Origin of the sequence: Paenibacillus glucanolyticus (assembly GCF_037333485.1) — a bacterium.
Taxonomy (GTDB): Bacteria; Bacillota; Bacilli; order Paenibacillales; family Paenibacillaceae; genus Paenibacillus_AQ; species Paenibacillus_AQ glucanolyticus.
On the sequence record NZ_CP147845.1, the window covers coordinates 2,125,805 to 2,148,303 of the forward strand.

General features: G+C 49.8%; 20 protein-coding genes. 15 read left to right on the forward strand and 5 right to left on the reverse strand.

What is annotated here, in order from left to right; all coding sequences use genetic code 11:
• Positions 1-759, forward strand: a complete 759-nt coding sequence (locus tag WDY75_RS10240; RefSeq protein WP_063480176.1) for an ABC transporter ATP-binding protein — start codon at positions 1-3, stop codon at positions 757-759.
• A 117-nt stretch (positions 760-876) separates the two neighbouring features.
• Complete coding sequence (locus WDY75_RS10245) at positions 877-1,383, forward strand: DinB family protein (RefSeq protein ID WP_063480175.1); 507 nt, start codon at positions 877-879, stop codon at positions 1,381-1,383.
• A gap of 76 nt (positions 1,384-1,459) precedes the next feature.
• Here WDY75_RS10245 and WDY75_RS10250 read toward each other — a convergent pair whose 3' ends face one another.
• The 4 genes from WDY75_RS10250 to WDY75_RS10265 form a co-directional block, all read right to left on the reverse strand.
• Complete coding sequence (locus WDY75_RS10250; RefSeq protein WP_063480174.1) at positions 1,460-2,185, reverse strand: hypothetical protein; 726 nt, start codon at positions 2,183-2,185, stop codon at positions 1,460-1,462.
• On the reverse strand, positions 2,172-2,717 hold the full coding sequence (locus tag WDY75_RS10255; RefSeq protein WP_063480173.1) for an RNA polymerase sigma factor: 546 nt from the start codon (positions 2,715-2,717) through the stop codon (positions 2,172-2,174). The genes WDY75_RS10250 and WDY75_RS10255 overlap by 14 nt, the downstream gene beginning before the upstream one ends.
• Positions 2,718-3,007: 290 nt before the next feature.
• Positions 3,008-3,886, reverse strand: a complete 879-nt coding sequence (locus WDY75_RS10260; RefSeq protein WP_006211614.1) for a carbohydrate ABC transporter permease — start codon at positions 3,884-3,886, stop codon at positions 3,008-3,010.
• Between the two features lie 36 nt (positions 3,887-3,922).
• The gene (locus tag WDY75_RS10265; RefSeq protein WP_006211613.1) at positions 3,923-4,849 is read right to left on the reverse strand and encodes an ABC transporter permease; all 927 of its coding nucleotides are present in this window, start codon (positions 4,847-4,849) and stop codon (positions 3,923-3,925) included.
• Positions 4,850-5,327: 478 nt separating this feature from the next.
• Between WDY75_RS10265 and WDY75_RS10270 the strand changes: the two genes are divergently transcribed.
• From WDY75_RS10270 to WDY75_RS10305, 8 genes are all read left to right on the forward strand, one after another.
• On the forward strand, positions 5,328-7,604 hold the full coding sequence (locus tag WDY75_RS10270; RefSeq protein WP_063480172.1) for a helix-turn-helix domain-containing protein: 2,277 nt from the start codon (positions 5,328-5,330) through the stop codon (positions 7,602-7,604).
• A gap of 234 nt (positions 7,605-7,838) precedes the next feature.
• Positions 7,839-9,356, forward strand: a complete 1,518-nt coding sequence (locus WDY75_RS10275; protein WP_063480171.1) for a DUF3502 domain-containing protein — start codon at positions 7,839-7,841, stop codon at positions 9,354-9,356.
• Between the two features lie 360 nt (positions 9,357-9,716).
• The gene (locus tag WDY75_RS10280) at positions 9,717-11,090 is read left to right on the forward strand and encodes an alpha-L-fucosidase (protein ID WP_063480170.1); all 1,374 of its coding nucleotides are present in this window, start codon (positions 9,717-9,719) and stop codon (positions 11,088-11,090) included.
• A 3-nt stretch (positions 11,091-11,093) separates the two neighbouring features.
• Positions 11,094-14,216, forward strand: a complete 3,123-nt coding sequence (locus WDY75_RS10285) for a beta-galactosidase (protein WP_063480169.1) — start codon at positions 11,094-11,096, stop codon at positions 14,214-14,216.
• Between the two features lie 391 nt (positions 14,217-14,607).
• Positions 14,608-15,075, forward strand: a complete 468-nt coding sequence (locus WDY75_RS10290) for a DinB family protein (RefSeq protein WP_036641700.1) — start codon at positions 14,608-14,610, stop codon at positions 15,073-15,075.
• Positions 15,076-15,205: 130 nt separating this feature from the next.
• On the forward strand, positions 15,206-15,628 hold the full coding sequence (locus WDY75_RS10295) for a VOC family protein (RefSeq protein WP_063480168.1): 423 nt from the start codon (positions 15,206-15,208) through the stop codon (positions 15,626-15,628).
• A gap of 53 nt (positions 15,629-15,681) precedes the next feature.
• Positions 15,682-16,038, forward strand: coding sequence for a PIG-L deacetylase family protein (locus tag WDY75_RS10300; protein ID WP_231888221.1), 357 nt, complete (start codon positions 15,682-15,684; stop codon positions 16,036-16,038).
• Positions 16,005-16,436: a hypothetical protein gene (locus WDY75_RS10305; RefSeq protein ID WP_231888219.1), complete on the forward strand. Its 432-nt coding sequence runs from the start codon at positions 16,005-16,007 to the stop codon at positions 16,434-16,436. Before WDY75_RS10300 ends, WDY75_RS10305 begins: the two co-directional genes overlap by 34 nt.
• 103 nt (positions 16,437-16,539) lie before the next feature.
• On the opposite strand, the gene WDY75_RS10310 is transcribed toward WDY75_RS10305, so the two are convergent.
• Positions 16,540-17,346 carry a lipase family protein gene (locus WDY75_RS10310; protein ID WP_063480167.1) on the reverse strand — a complete coding sequence of 269 codons (807 nt, stop codon included), beginning with the start codon at positions 17,344-17,346 and terminating at the stop codon, positions 16,540-16,542.
• Between the two features lie 247 nt (positions 17,347-17,593).
• Between WDY75_RS10310 and WDY75_RS10315 the strand changes: the two genes are divergently transcribed.
• From WDY75_RS10315 to WDY75_RS10335, 5 genes are all read left to right on the forward strand, one after another.
• The gene (locus tag WDY75_RS10315; RefSeq protein ID WP_063480166.1) at positions 17,594-19,144 is read left to right on the forward strand and encodes an SAM-dependent methyltransferase; all 1,551 of its coding nucleotides are present in this window, start codon (positions 17,594-17,596) and stop codon (positions 19,142-19,144) included.
• 215 nt (positions 19,145-19,359) lie between these two features.
• On the forward strand, positions 19,360-20,163 hold the full coding sequence (gene murI, locus WDY75_RS10320) for a glutamate racemase (RefSeq protein WP_063480165.1): 804 nt from the start codon (positions 19,360-19,362) through the stop codon (positions 20,161-20,163).
• Between the two features lie 308 nt (positions 20,164-20,471).
• Positions 20,472-20,627 carry a hypothetical protein gene (locus WDY75_RS10325; protein WP_197477168.1) on the forward strand — a complete coding sequence of 52 codons (156 nt, stop codon included), beginning with the start codon at positions 20,472-20,474 and terminating at the stop codon, positions 20,625-20,627.
• A gap of 120 nt (positions 20,628-20,747) precedes the next feature.
• The gene (locus WDY75_RS10330; RefSeq protein WP_063480164.1) at positions 20,748-21,302 is read left to right on the forward strand and encodes an NUDIX hydrolase; all 555 of its coding nucleotides are present in this window, start codon (positions 20,748-20,750) and stop codon (positions 21,300-21,302) included.
• A gap of 413 nt (positions 21,303-21,715) precedes the next feature.
• Positions 21,716-22,489 (forward strand): Nif3-like dinuclear metal center hexameric protein, encoded by a 774-nt coding sequence (locus WDY75_RS10335; RefSeq protein ID WP_338842124.1) that lies wholly within the window; start codon positions 21,716-21,718, stop codon positions 22,487-22,489.
• The last annotated feature ends 10 nt before the right edge of the window (positions 22,490-22,499 follow it).

The following is a 22,499-nucleotide window of genomic DNA, read 5'->3' on the forward strand; positions in this document are numbered from 1 at the left end:
ATGAAAAAGGTGATGATCGGTGAACATATCGTAAAATCTTTTGGCGAGGGTGATGAGAAGCACCATGTTCTGGACGGAGTGTCCGCCTATATCAATGAGGGCGAATTCGTTGCGGTTATGGGACCTTCTGGCTCGGGAAAATCAACGCTGTTGTTTGCGCTGAGCGGAACGGATGTCGTTGATGACGGTAAGGTTGTGTTTGACGGCAGGGATTTAACGACGGCTTCGGAGAATGAGCTGGCTGATATACGCAGAACCCAAATGGGGTTTGTGTTTCAACAGCCGACGATGCTGAACAACCTGAATATCCTCGACAACATCATTCTCCCGTCTCTGCGGGACAACCGAAAAAACGTTGCAAACATAACGGCAAAAGCAAGAACGCTAATGAAAAGGGTAGGTATCGCGGAGCTTGAAAAGCGCGACATTACCCAGGTATCGGGAGGCCAGCTCCAGCGTGCCGGAATATGCCGCGCGCTGATGAACAATCCGAGAATCATCTTCGGCGATGAGCCTACGGGCGCGCTCAACTCAACGTCCGCGCAGGAAATGATGGACTTGTTTTCCGAGATCAACGCGGAAGGTACGGCGGTTATGCTTGTCACTCATGACGCCAACGTGGCTGCCCGAACGGAGCGAATTATGTTTATGCGCGACGGCAGCATTGTCAGTGAGCTCCAACTTCCCAAGTATGACGGAACGGATATGGAGGGCAGGATTGAACACGTTACAGTGAAAATGCGTGAAATCGGAATATGACACGATCTCATCGATAGGGTCAATATGAACTTTTGAATGCATTCAAGGCGCAGCCCTAGCGTCCTTTGTTCAACGGATGTATAATCATGGAAAATGCTCGAAAAGGGAGTGTTTTCCATGGAGCTTCAAGAAATCAATCGAGAATTAAAAGAGACAAGGAACGAGTTACTTGGCATCCTTAAGGGCTTGGATGGAGATCAACTAAACAGACGGCACGACTCCAACAGCTGGAGCATCAGTCAGATATGTCAACACTTATGTAAAACAGAAGAATTATATGTTGCAGCAATAAAAAGAGGACTAAAGAGCACGGATGATTCAATCTTAGAGAATAAACCTTTGGAATTTCTGCTGGACAGAAGTAAAAAGCTAGTGGCTCCCGACATTGCCAGACCAACGGATGAGATTATGGAACACAAGGAAATGGTGGAGAAGCTCCATCAGTCAAGAGCAAAGTTAACGGAACTTCTAAATTCATTAGAAGATCCGTCCATCCTAAGCAGAAGACATTTTGTCCATCCCGTCTTTAAAGAGATGTTATTGATTGAATGGGTTAGGTCGCTGTACCTGCATGAACAAAGGCATCTTCAACAAATAAATGAAATTATCGAAGGATTTAAGTGATGCTTTGAAAATTCCCACAAGGATTGGAACATCTATTGAATTCATACATGACAGCCCTTGTTCAAGTTTGGTTTTTTTATTTAATTGATCCTGCTAATTCTATGATTTCTTGTTCGCTCATAACATCATCTTCTGTATAATCAGTCACCGTGACTACTATTTTCCAATCTCCTTTTTCAAAATAAAGGTGTGGAACATGCATGAACTCTGGACTAGTAATCAATGTAGCCGTGACGTCTTGAATTGAAATTTCCTTCACTAGCGCTGTACCAGTAGTTTGTGCGTAAAACTCAGGCTGTCTATTGTTTTTATAATTAGCTATGACTTCATAGTAGCGGTCATTCGTACGTATGGTATAGTCATACCCAAGAGGTGAATCATCCTCTTTTCTAGTTCTAATTTCTCTTTGCCCAGACATCCCATCTAATGGATCAGGCCATGGAATAGAGATTCCAAGCGACTTCTCTGCCTCCTCCTTGTTTAAAACTAGAGATCGGGCATCACCTGCAGTATTCGCCCATGAATAACCGATTTCAGCATTTTTTACGTTTTTAATCCATTTAACCTCTATAAACTGCTCAATGAACGCCCGAACTGGGGATTGAGATAGGGTAAGAAAGCATAGTGAGCCAAGAATAGATAAAACAATGATTCGTTTTCGATAAATACGACGATTTGGATGACCGCCTGATTTTCTGTTTGAATATTTTTCCCATATATTCTCGAATACAACAGATGCGTGTTTAGAGTCAATATGGGTATGTAATGCATCCTTAATATCCGACCGGTTAATTTGTTTCATGGTAAGCTCTCCTTTTGCGAAATTCAAAAGCTTCATTTTCCAGCATCTGTTTACGAAGCGTAGTTAAAGCTGCATTGAGTCTTGATTTGCAAGTACCTAATGGTATACCTAAGGCTTCAGAAACTTCACTCAGCTTCAACTCAGCATAATAATGAAGTACGATGATTTCTTTGCTTTTCAATGATAGCTGGTTAATTTCTTTCCAAAGTTGCAGAGATTCTTCATTTTGTATGATCTTGTTTTCAATTAAATCCTCATCAGCCGTTTCTGGTGTGAACCCGATGAATTTCAACCATTTTTGCTTGCGAAGCATGTTACGCATCGTATTTATCGTTATTTTATAAATCCAAGGCTGTATCGACTTAGTGGAATCGTATGTATTAAATTTTCTGAACACTCGGATAAAAGTCTCTTGCGTAATGTCATCAGCAAGTGCTTCCGATCTTGTTATCAGCAATGCGGTTTGATAAACATACATAGAATATTCGGTAAATAACTGTTTGGCTTCATCCTCCGTTATTTCAGGTAACATCAAATCACCCCCTTTTTGTTTGTTTTTCACCTTATATACACACTCAGACAAGATTTGGTTCGGTAGATTTTGAGTTTTATTGAATCCTATCAACATGTACTCTTGAGTTTATAGGGATCGGTCGCATATTTCGATGGTCAATTTCGTTAACGTTGAGGAGATGTATCAACCATTGTTCATCAAAAAAAGGCTAACCGCACGCGGTTAAGCCTTTTTGGTTTGCATACAGCTCGATTCCCGGCTATGTGCCATGAAACCTTGAATACGAAGTAGTTGTTAAATCGCAGCTCTTACTCCTTCACAGAGCCAATCAGCAGGCCTTTAATAAAATACCGCTGCAGGAACGGATAGAACAGCACCACCGGGCCAATCGTCAGAATGGCGGTGGCCATCTTCACCGATTCCTGAGGGAGCGTCTGGCTGCCGAGGATGGCTCCGCTGCTCTGCATCTGCTGGATCATGCTGATTTCGGAGTTCAGCTTAAACAGCAGGTATTGCAGGGGATACAGCTTCTCGTTGTCCACCAGCATGATGGCGTTAAACCAGTTGTTCCAGTAGGCGATGCCGTAGAACAGCGTGATGGTGGCAAGGACGGGCATGCACAGCGGGAAGAAGATCCGAAACGCGATATAGAAATCGCTGGCTCCATCGATTTTGGCTGCCTCCGTGAGGGACGGCGGAATCTGGGACATGTAGTTGCGCACGAGGAACAGATTGAACGGGTTGAATACCAAGGACGGAATGATCAGGGCCCAGATCGTGTTGTTCATACCGAGATTGAGGTTGATCAGATACCAGGGCACCAAACCCGTATTAAACACCATTGTAATGAAAAAGAACAGTCCAAGTCCGTTGCGGTAACGGATATGCTTGGCGGCCAGCGTATATCCGGCCATGGACGTAATCGTGACGGCAAGGATTGTGCCAATCACCGTCACGAAGATCGAGATCATGTAACTCTGGTACAGCGGCGTGCTGCCGAACAGGAGCAGCTTGTACGCATCCAGTGACAGCTCACTCGGAAACAGCTGGTACCCGAATTGTTTAATGCTGGCTTCATCCGTGAAGGAGACCATAAGCACGAGCAGCATGGGCAGGATGCAGAGGATGGAGATGATACCGATCAGGGCGGCGTTTACGGCGTCGAAAAATTTAGGTCTGGACGTCATCTAAGTTTTGCTCCTTTCCGAATGGTTCCGGCACATCTAGAACAAAGCATGATCCGGATTTACCTTCTTCACGATTTTGTTGCTGCCCCATACGAGAATAAAGCCGACCACGGATTGATACAGTCCGACGGCCATCGCTTGAGCCGGATTTCCGATGGTGCGGAGAGAACGGAACACATACGTGTCAATGACGTCGACGGTGGGATACAGCAGCCCGTTGTCCTTCACGATGGCATAGATCATGTCGAAGCTGCCGTACATGATTTTGCCCAAGGCCAGCAGGGTCAGGATGGTTATGGTCGGCAGCATGAGCGGTATGGTGATATGACGGATAAGCTGCCAGCGGCTCGCCCCGTCGATCCGGCCAGCCTCGTAATAACTGTCGTCAATTCCCGTAATGGCTGCCAGATAGATGACGAGGTTCATTCCGATGTCCTTCCACACCGCCGCGGTCGTAAGAATCCACGTCCAGTATTGCGGAGAGGCGTACCAGTTGACGGGATCGACATGGAAGAACGCCAAGATGCGGTTCAGGATGCCGTAGTCGGTAGACAGCAAGCTGTAGACAATGTAGCTGACGATGACCCAGGACAAAAAATGCGGAAACAATATCGTGGATTGGGTCACCCTTGAGAACCAGCGGCTGCGGAGCTCATTGAACAGAATGGCCAGTGCCATGGCTGCGAGCGTGCCAACCATGATGAATAAAAAATTGAGCTTCAGGGTGTTGAACGTAACCTCAAGCGCCCTGGGAGACGAGAAGAAAAACTTGAAATTGTCAAAGCCGACCCAGGCGGAATTAAAGAGACCTGTCTTGAAGTTGAATTTTTGGAACGCAATGAGCATGTACGGAAGCGTGAAATAACCGAAGACCAGTGTATAGATGGCAGCCGGTACGACGAGCAGGTAGGCGGATCCATTCGAGCGGATTTCGCGCAGGAAGCCGGAGCGGTTTTTTTTCACAGGTAGCACGTCCTTTCGTTTGTGATGGGGGCTGCAAGCTTCAGCGTTTCTGATTCGAGTGTAAAGAGAGTTGCCGTGTGCAGTAAACTATGAAAATGGAGTTTGGGCGGATTGAAGGGAGATAAGGCTGCTTTAAAAAACGGCAAAAACTTCAAATTTGAGTGTTCAGCACAGCGTCGTCCGGATTGAATAATCCCGAAAACCCCTTATACTGTAAGGGTTCTGGCTAATGATGCTCCTAAAGAATAGCCTGGGGATCAAAATAAAGAATGCGTTTTCATATTGATGAATGTCCTAAGCAAATGTAAGATGAGAGTAAACCAATAATCCGGTCCACGTATTCGAATTGCTAGAAAACATGATTAAATTAACATATAGACTACATATAATGTTAGTAATGTTCATGGATGATGGGAAATTTTGTAACTCCGAGAATTTCATTTTAACTTATAACAACCAGATGGCAAGGAGGGAGAAAATGATCCGGCAGCGATTATTCCGTTATGCAGTCTACCGAAATATGTTTCTCAGCTTTATTTTGCTTACGGCAGCCATGATTGCCCTCGTAACCGTTGTCCTGTTCATGATGTTCTCCTGGAGCACCGCGAAGGAGGTAGGAAAAATATCCGAGTCGATGCTGAAGCAGAACAGCGCCGTATCGAGCGTAATCCGTGATCAGGTTTATAACGTAGGCAATCTTCTGCTCAGCGACAAGGAGATCGTGGGCGTCCTGTTGGACAAAGAGACCGATCCGGTGAAGCAGTATGGGGTGTTTGGCACCCTTAACCGAATTCAGTCCACGTATCCGTTCATCCATTCAATCGGAATTTATAATGGCTCGAATAACACATATCTGAATACAAAAGGGATTACCAAGGATCAGGAGAAGGCATTGCTGGAGGAGATCAACCGCAAGAACACATCCTATTTCCACCTGTTCCCGCGCAGGATCTCTTCCGCTACTTCGGCGAACCGGAGCGAAGATGTCCTTACCTTCGTCCTCCTGCCGAGCTATTATTCGCCGCTAAGCTCCAAAGGCGCAATCGTGATCAACATGAGTACCGACACTATTCAGGATCTTATCGGGGGTTATCGCAACGAAGCGGTGGATTCACTGCACGTCATCGATGACAAGGGGACCATCATTACCCATTCGGATCGATCCCGGTTCATGGAGGATATTTCGCAGGAATCCTACGTCCAGTCGATTCTGGCATCGGACAAGGAGAGCGGTTATTTCACCCGCTCCATTGACGGACGCAAGAGTCTCGTCACTTACGTCAAGTCCAAGGATATGAACTGGACGTTTATCAGCGTAAGCCAGTATCAAAATCTGCTGTTCAACATGCAGGCCCTGCGGACGTCAGCGCTGGTTCTTGCTCTGGCATGCTTCGCCGTCAGCATGTTCCTCTCGATTTGGCTTACGCATCATGCTTACAACCCGATCCGCCACCTGCTGGAGAAGATGAGCGCCATTCCGAAAGTGAAGGATCGGCGGCAGATCAACGAATTCGCCATATTGGACATGACTTACGCCGAGATGACCGAGAAAATGCGATCGATGGAGTCCGAGGCTTCGGTCGCGCGTCAGGCCCATGTGCTGCAGCTGCTAAAGGGCGGCGACGAGACGGCATTCCGCCGTCTGGCCGGAGAAGGCAAGGGGCCTTACTTTCTGGCAGTAGCTCTTCTACTCGATAGCGAGGACGGATCGCCCGGCGGTGAGGACGAGGAGCTGCAATCGTATGCATGCGCAGCTGTAGCCCGGGCAGCCCAGCACATGCTGGAGCTGGAGGGAGCCAGCGTGGCGGCCGTGGGGGATGGGACGGTAGCGATCCTTCTCCCTATGAAGCAGAGCCGTCCCCCGCTTCATGTATTAGGCATGTTGGAGGAGCTCCAGGGTGAGATTCTCCGCACGCTCCGCGTGTCCGTTACCGTCGGTATCGGAACCGCTGCGCAGACGTACGAGGAGCTGCGTGAATCGTTCGATTGTGCGCAGTCCTGCTTCCGGCAGCGCTTCTTCGAAGGCAAGGGCAGGCTGTTCCAGGCCGATCCGGTCATTATCGCCGTGACCGAGCCTTCCGAAGCGCAGTATCCGGACAAGCGTGAGAAACGTATCATCGATGCCATCAAACTGCAGCAGAGCGATAAACTGGAGAAGGAAATCGATCAGTGGATCAAGGAGATTCGCGATTACAACTACCATGAAGTTATGTTTTTCATCAATCAATTCATTGGGGGCCTGTACAAGCAGCTCAATGTACACACGGTGAAAAATAGGGAAAGCGCAGACCTCTTCCTCGGTTTCACGCGTCGGATTACGCGTTTCCAGACGCTTCAGGAAACCGCGGATGCCTTGAAGGAACTCGCTCTGCAGCTCTGCAGCCTCTCCGAGGAATCGGGTGCGGTTCGGCATGCGGAGGTGGTGGATTTTATCCAGATGTACGTACGCAAGCATTACGCGAGGCCGGATATGTCGCTCGAGCAGGTTGCGGGCGAGGTGAAGCTGTCCCGGAGCTATGTCGGCAAGCTGTTTAAGGCGCATTGCGAGCTGTCGTTTAACGATTACCTGAATGCCGTCCGACTGGAGAAGGCGAGGGAGCTGCTCGCCAGCACCGAGGATTCGGTTCAATCGATCAGCGAACAGGTAGGCATTCTGAATACAACCTATTTCTATACGCTGTTTAAGAAGCACTATCAGATCTCGCCGGCACAGTTCCGAAGCCAGCATGCAATCGAGACGAAAAAGGCGCAGTGAGGGGCAGCTAAGATGCGGGTTCAACAATTCGGATTTTGTTCGACGCCGAGATTACTTCCTGATCTGATTCGTGATCAAAGAAGGCTTCCTGACAGCCGTTTAAAGCGTTTTAAAATGGCGAAAACCATGATTTTGAAGTATACGCCATCCCTGATGTCTCCTTAAGATAGGAATCGTACAGCATGATAGGAATTACAGCATGACAAAACCAAATGAAGTCAGGGGGAGACACGCATGAAAAAAAAGAAAGCGCTAGCACTATGGTTGGCCGCAATATTTATGGTTTCTGTGATCGCGGGCTGTTCCGGTGGAGGCGATTCCGGCGGCGAGAGCGGATCGGCGAGCGGAGAGAACGGCGGCGGGGATAAGCTCCCGGTCCGGTATTTGCTTCCGGGCTCCGCGCCGCAGGGCTTGGAAGCAGCGGTCCAAGCGATTAACGAGAAGCTTGAGGCCGATGGCCTGAACCTCACGTATGAACCGACATACATCGCGTGGGACGTATGGGATCAGAAGACCAATCTTATGATGTCGACGGGCGAGGAATTTGAGCTGATCGCGATCATGCATGATACAAAAGGACCGACGGTTCTTGCCGGCAGCGGCGGGATCATTCCGATCGACGATCTGCTGGATCAATACGGCAGCGAGCTGAAAGCTTCCATGCCGGACTGGATCTGGGAATCGTCCAAAATAAACGGCAAGATTACTTACGTGCCGAACTTCTGGGCGGATACCGCTTATAATGACGGCATGTTCACGATTCGGACCGATCTGCTCGAAGCGAATGGTTTGCAGGCTCCAACATCCCCGGAGGAGCTGCTGGATGCGGCGGAGACGCTGCAGAAGAACTGGCCGCAGGACAACAAGAACGTGTATATCAAAATGCTGGAGGAGCCTGCCTACTTCCTGCATACAACGTACGACACGTATCCTTTTACGGTGGCGGACAACATGATCTACATCGATCAGCAGGGGAATGTGAAGTCCTGGTTTGAGACCGAGGAATTCAAAAAAGACGTGCAGTTCATGAATGAGGCGTACCAGCGTGGACTGATCATGAGCGATCTGCTCACGACACCATCGGAGGTTATTAACCAGGAGGAGCTGGTCGGACGTTATCTGTATCGTCCGGGAGACGTTGGCGTGAGCGACACGATCCGTCAGTCGTTTCCGGAAGCCAAGCTGGATATTTATTATTTGGCTGAACAGCCGAAATTCAGATCCTACGCGATCCGCAATTCCAACGGAATCTCGGCTACGTCTCCGCACCCGGAGGCCGGTGTTCAATTCTTGAATTGGGTGTACAGCAGCCAGGAGAACATGGACCTTGTCCAAAGTGGTGTGAAGGATGTGCATTGGAAGGATACCGGAAAGAATACGAAGGATTATCTTGCGAAGAACGAGAACGGTTCCCCAGCTTATGAGCTTCCGTACTGGCTACTCGGTCATGTGGAGATGAATCGTTATCCAACAAATACGGATCCTGCACGACTGGAGCGGCGGACATCGATTTCCGACGATGCCGTAAATAGCATCACGATCGGTTTCACCTTCGACCCGACAAACGTCGCTTCCCAGTACGCGAATTGTATTGCCGAGTTGAAGACCAGCGTCTATCCTGTGATGCACGGGGTCGTGAAATACGAGGATGCCTACGATAAAATGCTGGCTGCGATGAAGTCAGCCGGTCTCAATGAGGTCGTGGCGGAATATAAACGGCAATTCGATGAGTGGAGAGCCGGTCAATCGTAAATACAGTCGCAATAGGCGCAGTGTAACATCATATAACCGGGCAATCCCTGCCCCGGCCTTAGTGCCGGAGAGGGATTGCTTTTTTTGTGCATAAACTAATCATAAAGCAGGCTGCGAGGGGAGGCTTGGCGGGAGCAGGTGTTCAGACGTTACCCGCAGCCCCGCCCCATAGCTTCAATTTCCCGATATTGGCCAATTTCAAAGTTTTCTCTCAAAAGTAAAGTGTTCAAGACAGGAATTCCCGAGCTAGAGTAAAGGTCAGACGAAGCCTGGAGGCTTCTCGCAGGACAAATAGACGACAATTACGATCGGGGCTGTCCGCATAACAAGAGCTGGGGCAGCATAAGGAGGACGTTGTTCATGACCAAGCAAGCACAAGCCATCCGGAAGGGTTGGCAATGGTTTACGGAAAGCCGGTACGGCATGTTTATTCATTTCGGACCTTATGCCCAATATGGGCGAGGCGAGCAGGTTCTGTTCCGGGAGCATTTGGACCAGGCCGAATACGCAAGGAAAGCCTGCGAGTGGAATCCGGAATTTTTTGACGCCGAGCTGTGGGCGTACACGGCACGCAAGGCGGGTATGAAATATGCCTGCTTGACGACTCGTCACCATGACGGATACTGCTTGTGGGACACGGAGACGACGGATTATTCGAGCGCGAAGCAGGCGCCGGGCAGGGATCTGGTCCGCGAATTCACCGATGCATTCCGTGCCCAGGGACTTCGGGTCGGCTTGTATTATTCCTGGATCGATTGGCGCATCCCGGCTTACTTCGACGGACCGGAGAAGGATCCGGAGGGCTGGGAAACGATGAAGCGGTATTTGCATGCCCAGGTAGAGGAGCTGGTCACGAAATACGGGCGCATCGATCATTTCTTTTTTGACGGGGTCTGGCCGCGAACGGCGGAGGACCTTGAGAGCATCAAGCTGGTCGAGCGGATGAAGTCGATTCAGCCGGATATTCTGGTCAACAACCGCCTCGGTCTGTCCGAGGAGGAGAAGCTGCATGCGGACGGTGGCGGCGGATCGGGTGATTCGGAGGTGCTGGGCGACTTCGGCTCCCCGGAGCATGTCATCGTCCCGGATCAGAAGCGGCTGTGGGAATCCAACCAGGTGACAACGTGGCGACTGTGGGGTTACACGAACGGCGAACGATGGCGTCCTGCCGATGTCCTGCTCGACATGCTGTGCGAATGCGCGGAGAAAGGCGGAGCTGCTGGAGGGAATTTGCTGCTTAATGTTGGGCCGCAGCCTGACGGACAGCTTCCTCCGGCATTCGTTGAGCGTGCGCTGAAGATCGGCGAATGGCTGGACGTTCACGGGGAGGCCATCTACGGCTCCGACGGCGGGAACCTTACAGAGTTCATTTCCTACGGGCGGCAGACGCTGAAAGGCAACCAGCTGTTTCTCATTATTCGTTTCTGGGACGGCCGTCCGATGCTGAGGCTGGCGGATTTGGTGACACCGGTATCCCGGGTTACGCTGCTGACGACGGGACAGGAGTTGTCGTTCCGGCAGGAGGACGATGTGCTGTATATCGAAGGGCTGCCGCGGGAACGTCCGACCGAGTTGTTCCCGGTTATCCGTATCGAATGCGAGAGCCGGCCGCAGACCAATCAATGGGGCTTGGAGCGCCTCTGGACCGGCGATCCTTCCCGAATCGCCGACTGGGCCAGGACGCGAGGGACATCCGTTTATGTCGATGATCAGCCTAGAGCGAGAAAGGAGTAGTCCATGAGAACGCTGGTATTTTACGATGAACATTTTCCTTATGAAGGCGAGCGCCCGTCCGAGAAGGCGCTGGAACAATTGCGAGGATGGGGGGAGGTTGCTGATGCTGCGGCTGTAGGAGAGCGGCTGGCGGAAGGCGGCTGGGACGTACTCCTGCATCTGCATGGACCGTACTTTCCGAAAGCGGCATGGACGACCATCGAGGCATATCTGAAGACCGGTGGAGGTTTAGTGCATGCGGGTGGTGTGCCTTTCCGCAGACCTGTTCGAGAGCTGGACGGAGCCTGGCATATCGAACGCGAACAGTTGGCTTATCATCAGCGAATGGATATCCACGATGTGCTGAAGGTCGATGTGTCGCGCGTCCAGGGGCTGAAGACCTCCGCCGAGTATCCAATCCTGCAGGGGCGCGGGGATCTGTTCGGCATCGAGCCGACCTGGGGCTTGACGCTGCATCCGACCAAAGCAAGTGATATTCCGTCCGAGATGGGGGCAGGCGGTCCGATGGACGCCGTTATCTCACCGCTGCTGACAGGTGTGGATCGAGATCAGCGCGAGCGGTCTGCTCCGATTGTCATGTTAGAGCAGCATAAAGGTGATTTCGCAGGCGGGCGCTGGATTCTGATCAACCAGCAGCTGCGGGCTTCGTTCTGGGAGACGGAAGGGCTTGACGTTCTGAAAGATTTGGCCGAATACGCTGGAATGGGCGTTACGGAGCTGTGGCTGAAGCCGAATTATGCTTCCTACGAGCCGGGCGAGGAGATGCGATTGACGGTTCAGCTTCAGGCTCTGTCCAGAACGTCCGTCCCGGCATCACGCTGGCATTTTGCGGTTTGCGTCATGAAGAAAGACAACGGAGAGATTGTCTGGACCGGGCACGCGAGGTCGGAAGCCGGTATGGAGCAGCGGGATCTGCAGCAGCTTCACTTGTCTGTGCCGGTAAGGCTGGAAGCGGGCCTGTACCGGATCGTGTGCGAAGCCGAGTCCGAGTCCGGGGAGCGTCGCTGCCTGACCCAAGCGGTCTGGGGTGTTGACCGTCCTCTGCTGCAAGCTGGGGAAAGGCTGGAATGCGGGCGCGATTACTTCCGCCGCGGAGGCCGATCTGTTCCGATCGTTGGGATGACATATATGACCTCCGACGTCGCGCGGAAATTTCTCCATCTGCCAAACGTTCAGCGGTGGGATGCGGATATGGCGGAGATGAAGAGGGCAGGGATCAATCTGATCCGGACAGGCATTTGGACAGGATACCGAATGATCATGTTTGCCGACGGCCATGCGACTGAGGACGTGATGCGGGCGATCGATGCCTTTATTCTGACCGCCAAGCGACATGAGCTGGAAGTGACATTTACCTTCTTCTCCTTCGCTCCAGAGGCTTGGGAAGGCGTGAATCCGTATCTGGATCCGCGATCGGTGGAAGCACAGAAACGCTTCATTGCTTCTATCGTAGGGCGTCACAGGGGAACGACCAACGTGCATTGGGACTTGATCAATGAGCCTTCGCTGTTCGATCCGAAGCGGATCTTCGAGGGGCCGGTATCGATAGGGGACCGATTCGAACGACAAGCCTGGTCCGAGTGGCTGCGGCAGCGCCATGGGAATGATCTCTCGCTGCTTCAGGAGCGCTGGAACATGACGCCGGGTGAACTACCGTCATTCGACTCCGCACCGACGCCGAGTCCTGACGATAAGCTGTTCAACAGCGTGCTGCAGCCGAAGAAGTGGGGGCCGTGGCTTGACTTCACGCTGTTTACCATGGATATGCACAACCGGTGGGCATCTGAGCTCATCGGCACTATTCGCCGCTCCGATCCCCGTCAGCTGGTGACGGTCGGGCAGGATGAAGGCATCTGCTCCCAGCGCCCGTCGCCGTCGTTCTACGGCCCTGTCGTTGATTACACTACGGTCCACTCCTGGTGGCAGAACGATCACCTGGCGTGGGACGGCATCTTTACCAAGACGCCGGACAAGCCAAATCTGGTCCAGGAGACCGGCATCATGCACGTGCAGCGTCCGGACGGCATCGCCAAGCGGACGGAGGAGGAGCTGCGCAGCATCCTGGAACGCAAGTATGCCTATGCGTTTTCGACCGGAGGCGCGGGGGCCGTGCAGTGGATATGGAATATTAATTACTTCATGGATAACGCCAATGAATCCAATATCGGGGCGCTTCGGGCGGATGGAACGCAGAAGCCCGAGGCCGATGTGTCCTATGACTTCGGCAGCTTCATGAAGGAAGCATCCGTCCTGTTTGACGATGAGCGGCAGCTTGAAGATCTCGTCGTCGTTTACCCGTACTCGAATGATTTTTCCAGCAGGAAGCTGGCATACGAAGCGACAACGAGGGCCATGCGCACGCTAACGTTCGGGATGAATGTCCATCCACGCGGTATCGGCGAATACCAGTTGGAGGACCTGAAGCGCTATCCGGCCAAGCTCATCATCGTGCCAAGCGCGCACAACTTCGACGATGAAGCGTTTGCCATGCTCCTTGAGCTGGCAAGGGAGGGCAGTACCGTCTTGTGGACCGGACCGCTGCGCACCGATGCTTATTGGGGGGAGGCACTGCACCGCCTGCAGGCAGAGATCGGCGAGACCGTCCAGGCCAACGTGCTTCGGGAAGAAATGCTGGAGCTGGCGGGCGAGCGGTTTGCCGTTTCATATGGTGAGCGGAAGATCAATGCGCTGGCAGTGGATCGTCCGCTGAGTCGGTTGGATGGAGCGCTGGAGCCCTTCACGGTAACCTTGGGCAAGGGACGATTTATCTGGTGTGCGCTCCCGGTTGAAATGAATGAGCGCTGGGAACCGATCCAGGCTCTGTATGCGGAAGCCCTTCGCTCCGCGGCCATTTTGCCCGAGCTGGAATGGCTGAAGGGGGGCGAACTCCCGGGGATATATGGCCGCAAGCTGGCATTCGGACAAGGAAGCCTCTATGTCTTTGTATCCGAGCACGCGGCAAGCGCAGAAATCGAAGTAAGAGACCCGGTTTCCGGGACGGGTTACGCCTTTGTGTTGGAACGGGAGCGAACGGTCATGTTCATGACCGATGCGGAGGGACAGGTGCGAACGGTATACCGGCCGGAGGAGGTTCATATTTGGCAGAGCCCATCGTCCAGACCTTGAGTCGTACGCCCTTCCTAAACAGGCAGGAAGAGGGCTCGATGGAATTCGACTTAGGTACTGCGCGGTGATGCAGCTTTACTGAAGGACACGTTGAGGGAGGTTTTCTCGGCTGATGAATCAGATCGAGAAGCCTCTTTTTTCGTATCGGGGAACATATCATAGGGCAACCCCCACTGTGGTTTTGCGGGTGACGGTGGAAGGGAAATCGGTCAGCTGAAGTGCTGAACGATCACAAAAAGGATTACCGGAACCCATGGAGAATACGCTTATACGGGCGGTTCCATGCTCATATCGAAGGGAAATTCGGGTTTATTAGACGGAATCGAGTGTTGTTATCTGCATCGTAAATTGCTGAGCGGTCGATATCAAGAATAAGCGAGGAGTGATATGAATGAACGAACAATTCCTTCAATTATACGACTATAACGTTTGGGCGAATGATAGAGTATTGGAACATCTTCAATCATTGCCGGACGACGTGTTCTTTCAAGAAGTGAATGTAGGCTTCAAATCCATTGCGGAAGTTGTCGGCCATCTTGCAGCCGCGGATGAAGTTTGGTTTGCCCGGATCAAGGAAGAAGTTTCTCCTGCCCTAGTCTCGAAATCATTTGCTAGCATTGAGGCAGCTCGTCATTATATGAGCCAGACCCAGACACAGAACCGCGAATACTTGGCATCGGTTCACGATATGGGAAAGCACGTGACGTATAACAAGCATCAGAATTCGATTTCGGAGATTGTTCAACAGGTCGTAAACCATGGAACCTACCATAGAGGCAATATCACCACGATTCTTCGGCATTTGGGACATAAGGGGATATTAACGGATTACATTGCCTTTTTATGGGCGAGGGCGTAATTCCATTATTGCAGTCTAAATAAAGGGACTCCCTGTTACATGACAGACTTTTATGTGGCTGGCGTTCAAGCAGGACCTGAATGTTATGTTAATATAGTTGAAGTATGATGGAATTGAAAGGATGGTTAACATGATTCAATCGATTGTCCATATCGCATTGGTCGTGAAGGATTATGATGAGGCCATAGCCTTTTACACCGGGAAGCTGAACTTTACCTTGGTTGAAGATACCTATCAGCCTGAACAAGACAAACGCTGGGTGGTCGTAGCTCCTCCTGGGTCAGTTGGCACTACGATATTGCTTGCCAAAGCGTCCAAGCCTGAACAAGAGCCTTTTATCGGAAATCAGTCTGGAGGCAGAGTATTCCTGTTCTTGAATACGGATGATTTTTGGAGAGATTATCATGAAATGGTATCGAGAGGTATCGAGTTTGTGAGAGAACCCAAAGAGCAGGATTACGGCATGGTGGCTGTGTTCAAGGATTTATACGGGAATCTGTGGGATTTGCTGGAGCTGAAAGAGAATCATCCATTGATGAAACGGATGAAGTAAGCCAAAATACATAGATTGTATGTCTAAGAAACGTACAGGAGGGGACTCACAGCATGTCCAACATTCTGAATGTGATTGTCATTGCAGCTCACCCGGATGAGCCTGAAATTTACGCGGGGGCCATTTCGGCTTTATATGCAGAAATGGGCCACAGGGTGAAGTTTGTTACGTTAACGGATGGATGCTGCGGTCATCATGAGATGTGCGGAGAAGAACTAATCGCTCGCCGCAAACAAGAAGCGGATGAAGCGGCGAAGCATCTTGGCGTCCTGGAATATGTCGTACTGCCCATTCCGGATGGGGAGTTGATGCCGACACCGGAAGTACGCAAGGAAGTGATTCGTCAAATTCGGGGCTGGGAGGCGGATATCGTAAGGTGCCCAATGCGGTACCGGAAGTGCCGTCCTTGAAGAAATCCCCGATATTCTTGCTGATGCCGGACTATGCGGCAAGGGCAGCCTATTCACCGGATATCGTCATTGATGCGGGAAGCGTGATCGAGAAGAAATTGCGGGCCTGTGACGCGCATGCTTCCCAATTCTATGAATTTGCGCCATGGCAAGGCGATTTCTTGCATGAAGTACCAGATAATTGGGAAGAGAAGCGGACGTTCATTCTGAAGTATTGGGATCGTTTCCTGCGTGTGTCCGATGAAGTGCTGCCAACGCTTTCGAAGCTGTATGGTCAAGATTACGCAGCAAGCGTTCGATATGCAGAGCCGTTCGAAATTGCGAATTATGGCAGAAGACCGAATGAAGATGAAATGAAGACCTTGTTTCCTATGTTAACAACGAGTGCACGCATGTGATCTAATTCAAGATAGGCAGGAATACAAAGAGCGGATTCCTCTCAAAGGAAATCCGCTTTCTTTTATGATCGAGCAATCCAACATATGCATTTGGCCATCTCTACTAGACTTTTTCTATAGGTGTTTCTACAGCAGGACAAAACCCGGGGTTCGTCGAACATAAGAGCTCGGCAAATTGCGGTTGGAGTTTGGTTAGTTCAGCAAAATAACTTCCAATTACATGATTGGCGCTAACCGAACCATTCTGGAAGTTGAGCGGGTTGTGGGTGTGGACATGACTGTAATAATATTTTTTTTCCCGTTTTGGCACCTTGTAGATATGCGGGGGTGCATGTGTCACAACGTCGAACAGGTTGGCGATGCGGAAGCTGCTCCGAACGTACTTCGTATAGGCCATAGCAAAATCGGGATCGCCTACACGGGGTGACCCATATGTAAACACATGGGGGGTAGTGTGGTCCGTGTTGGCGGCAATATCTACAGCACACAGCGTCGCAAGTGCTCCGCCAAGACTGTGGCCTGTGATATACAAGGTCTTGTCATGAGGCAGCCTGTTAAGCGCGGACATAATCTGGCCTCGGGTGGAGGCGTAGATGTTGGTGAAGCCGCGATGCGTGAGAGAGGGCTCTTTAATATATTTGAAGTTTTTTTGGGAAGCGATGGCATCTGAGATCCAATCTGTTGTGGAGAGAGTCCCCCGAAAGGCAATAATAATCTCATCCGGAGATTCAAGGATAAACCCGAAGCGTTCCGCCACGCCGATTAAGGAGTTCGCTTCAATGGTGTCGTGGAGCGAGTAACGCAGCGGCAGGACAAATGAGCCATCCGTATTGGTGAATTGTGTATAGGTCTGTCCACAGATGGCTGCCAGGAAAATGGCCCACTGTTCTTGTTCCATGCTTGTACCCATGCATATCCCGCCCTTCTGTTCTCCTACACTATATTAGGGAGCGGAGGGAATGGTGCCTAGATGCTCCAAAATGGCGAGTTACACCTCGATCCAAAGGGAATTTGCCGGATTTATTACTCAGAAGGTTTTGGAACAGGCAACTTATATGGTACGATTCAAGAGACATTCATAGGACGACCGATGTATAAGCATATGTGCGCCTTCAGATTGTACTTAATGATCACTAGAGAGAGCAGGGTTATATAGAATGACAGACAATACTCAACAACGCTTCCGTTTCAGCGAAGCGCCCATCTGGGATTTACAACGGACTTATTATGAAGAGCTGGGGATGAAAGCCTGGAATAATGACCAGGTCCCGCAGTATATTACGAGCAACCCCATGATTGCAACGGCTTACGCCGAAGTTATATTCGGATTCCTTCGGGACCGGGCCAATCAAGGGGATATGACCGAGCCCGTTACCATTTTGGAGCTAGGGGCCGGAGCGGGGCGGCTCGGATACCATATCCTGCATAAGCTGTGCGAGCTGAGAGATTATGCAGGAATTGCACTGCCCCCTTTTCGCTATGTCATGACCGATCTGCCGCAGAAAAATGTCTCCGCTTGGAACCAACATCCTGCGATGCAGACTTATATCGAGCAGGGACTGCTGGATTTCGCAAGGTTTGATGCCGTGCATGACAAGGAATTGAATTTGGTGGTATCGAAGACAACGATCCGACCCGGGGACCTGAAGCAGCCGCTGCTGATTATTGCTAACTATTTCTTTGACGGCATTCCGCAAGAGCTGATTTACGTGGGGGAAGGGAAGATTTTTGAGAGCGATGTTGTCATCGACTTTCCGGAGCAGTATGAGAAGCTTAAGCCGTCTGAAGCGCTGGAGCGAATGAAGCTGGCTTTCGAGCACCGGCGGGCACCCAAATATGAAGAGGAAACCTATCCGTATCGCGATGTGATTGCCCATTACCAGCAAGAGCTGGAGGATTCCCATATCCTGTTTCCGGAGGTGGGGTTGAACTGCCTGGAGCGACTGAATCAGTTGTCAACGTCAGGGTTTCTGCTCCTTACGGCAGATAAGGGAGATCATCGCCTCGAGAACTGGAAATTTGCAGAACCGCCGCAATTGATTTACCATGGCAGCTTCTCGTTAACAACGAACTATCATGCCTTGCAGCATGTGTTCGAGCAAAGAGGCGCGGAGGCGATATTCCCCACCCAGCATTATAAAAATATTAACATCGGCTGCATACTCATGCTGGAAGAGCCAACGACATATGCTAATACTCGGCTGGCTTACCGCCAGTTTATCGAACGCTTCGGACCTGATGAGTTCTTCCTCTTGAAGGAATGGATCGATCGGAATATTGAAAGCATGGGGATTCAGCAGATTTTGTCCTTTTGGCGTTTGGGTGGTTATGACGCAGAGTTCTTCATCCAGAGCGCCAAGCGCATCTCGAATCTGCTGCCGGAAGCCAATGATGAAGAAATGCTGGATATCCGTAAGGGCATATACATCATGTGGTCATCGTACTACGTGATGGAGCAGCGTTATGACCTGGCTCTGGATGCGGGGCTGGTGCTCTTTGAGATGGATATGTACGAGGATGCGATGTTCTTCCTGAAAGAATCCGTTGAAACGGATGAAGATGAACCTGTGCCCACGGTTTTATATTGTCTCGCAATCTGCTGTTACGAGCTTGAACTCGACGAAGAGGCACTGGAATACACGCGCCAGGCGCTCGTTCTGGAGCCGGATCATGAAGAGGCATTAGCTTTGTTGAAATGCTTTGAGTAAATTCAGGAAAAGAATAGAAATAGCACACTCGACCCGGCCCAGAGAATTTCGCAGCCGGGTTGTGCTGCGTAAACCAGTCTGCGCTGGGAGATCAATTAGTACAGATAGCATCTACGAAGATAGAAGTAGTGGAGTATAATGAATAAGGCATGGATAACAAAATGATGCTGACAGAAATAATATTCACAGAAATAATACAATGATAGGTGAAAACAATGAGAATAGCTTTTTTTGATTCAGGGTTAGGCGGATTAACCGTGTTGTCAGCGGCGATGAGGGAGCTGCCGCAGGAGGACTTTTTATTTTTTGCCGATACCCTGCACGTTCCTTACGGTACCAAAGCCAAGGAGGACGTCAAATCCTACATACATGATGCCATGAAAACCATTATGCAGGAAGAAGTCAAGGCCATTGTGATTGCGTGCAACACGGCTACAAGCATGGCGATATCCGAGCTTAGGAGGACTTATCCTATTCCGATTATTGGTATGGAGCCTGCCGTAAAACCAGCTGTAGAAATCAATCGGTCCAGCGGCAAGCGAATCCTGGTGTTTGCCACCCCATTAACACTAAGGGAATCGAAGTATCGGGATCTGGTCAGACGAGTTGATAGCATGCATATCGTGGATTCCTTGCCTCTGCCAGAGCTGGTGGAATACTGCGAAGCTTTGAATTTTGACCAAAAAATCATGAATGCTTACTTTACCGAGAAGCTTGACGGCTTCGATCTGAATGAGTATGGGACCGTAGTGCTGGGCTGCACCCACTACCCTTTTTACAAGAAGATCTTATCGGATCTGTTGCCTGAACACATCCAAATTATAGACGGCAGTACAGGAACCGTGAACAGGCTGATCCAAGTCTTGCGTGCGAATGATCTGCTCAGCTCCAGCGGTACGCAGGATGTCAGGCTATTAAATTCGAGCCAATCGATGGAGTACGCAGAGAAGATGGAGAAAGCACTGAGCATATACAGGGAAATAGAGAATAGGCAACAGGGATATCCAGAGAGGAATTGAACCCGCTCGGAGCGTCCTCAGTGGCTATTGATCAAAACAACGAATAAAATATGACTGACTACCCATGACCCGACCTAGGATAAGCTTTATTCTTAAGGCCGGGTTGTGTCGTATGGAGGGAGTTATGCAGGTATTCGCTATTGATCATATGAAGGAGGTTTCATCCAAAGCGATATGAGTCCTATTCTCCATCGCGAGGAGCTTGGGAGCAATCTGTCTCCGTAAACAAGTACATCGACCATGGGAAAAATATTGTCTGACAACAGGCAGGATTAGTTCACTCTAGCATGGAAAGGATGCAGTTACACATGATCGAATTCATCGTTATTATCCTGATTGTGGGTTTGGCCGGGATAATTAGCAATCAATATTCTGCACTGAGAAGAATGGATCGTATGCAGCGTTCACTGGATGAGCTAAACGTCCGATTGCAAGAGATGAAGGATAATGAGCACAGACGATGACCCGAACAACCGGATATTCGTTTTCTTGAGGCGGCAGATGAAGACGAACAGAAGCAGAGCGAGAGAAGAACAGAAGTTTAAGATGCATTTGCAGCATATTAGAACGGGAGACAGCAATCTATGATAAAATATAATATTTGTTTTGTTCGACGTGGTCATGAGATTTTACTATTAAATCGGGATTACGCGCCATGGATGGGGTGCTGGAATGGAGTAGGGGGCAAGCTGGAGGGCAATGAAACGCCCAGGGAATCGATGATTCGTGAGCTGTATGAGGAGACTCAGATTCAGGAATGCAGCTTAACATTCAAAGGTCTTATCACTTGGACAGCAGATGGCAAAAATCCGGGTGGGATGTACCTTTATGTCGCGGACATACCTGAGGATTACAGCTATGTTACTCCGATTAAAACAGACGAGGGGATATTGGATTGGAAGTCCACGGAATGGATTTTGTCCAAAGGGAATGTTGGAATCGCTGCCAATATTCCGGCATCACTCGAAACGATCTTGCATGATCCGAATTGTTACGAACATCATTGCATATATAAAGATGGTAAATTATGGAAATATGTACCGACTGTGATTAGTGAATTGGTTGAAACGAATGAGAAACAGCGAGCCTCGTTATTTGAGAAGTACCTACATACATCACACGATCCGATTTATCGGTAAGAGGACCATCTAGCTGAAGCTGAACAAATCATGGGCTCGAATAATTAGTTGGTGATGTGACAAGGCCGATTAAATTGAATCTGGATCGAAAATAAATTCATGGAGATATAAACATGAGGTATACATTACTGAAAAACAGTTTCGTTCCCGTATCATTTGGATTGCTGCTTGCGGCGATCTGGGTGCCGATTGGTATCATAACGTACATGAACACGTTGGCTGCAAGCATGACTCTAAAATACATCGTACATTTTTTACTTGGATTGCCTCTGATTGTGGTCATATTTGGGCTTATTCTACTTAGAAAAAAATCCGCATATCACATATTTTCGATTTCATATTTGATCTTAACCTTCTTGATTACGGTGCTTATTCCCATAATTGCAGAGTCTCAAGTTTGAATGAGGGAGGGAATGCAGTTGGACACATTGCTTTTCAAGTCTTATATTCAGGAGATTTTTGGATCGTTACTGGATGATTTTGAAGAAGATGACGAGTATGGCTTTCATCAATTTTCATCGGGTTCCTATAAAAGAATCGGCTATGCAACAAACATAACGCCAGAGATCGTCCAACAAGCCGCTGTACATAAGGTTGATCTGATCATCACGCATCATGATGCGTGGAGTTTTATGTATGGAATGAAAGAACGCTGCCTGGAGTTACTGAGGGAACATGGCATCGCCCATTTTTATGTTCACCTCCCTCTGGACTATGCTGAGTTTGGAACCTGCAATTCGTTACTGCTTGAGCTTGGGGTAGAGCGTATTGTTCAACCATCCCGTCATGTGGAGGGTGACAGTTCGGTAGGCATTGGGCAGCTCAAGTCCCCGACCACGATGGAAAAGCTCGTAGAAACCATGTCCTCTGTGCTAGGTGAGAACGTGTTCTATCAGAAGAACAGCGAAAAAGCGATTCAGAGAATCGGCATGGTAACGGGGGCAGGCAACGGCACCAATCAATTGAGAGAGGCTTTGAGCCATAACTGTGACGTTTACATTACCGGTGAAAAAACGCTCTATACCGTTCAATACGCCAGGTTTATCGGATTGAATATCATCGTGGGCAGTCATACCTTCACCGAAATTTTCGGTGTGCGTTCATTGGCGCAGAAACTTCAGGAAAGGTTCCGGGACATTGAAGTTATACAGCTTACCGAGGAGCATATTGAGGTTGTACATACTTAAAATGATGTCT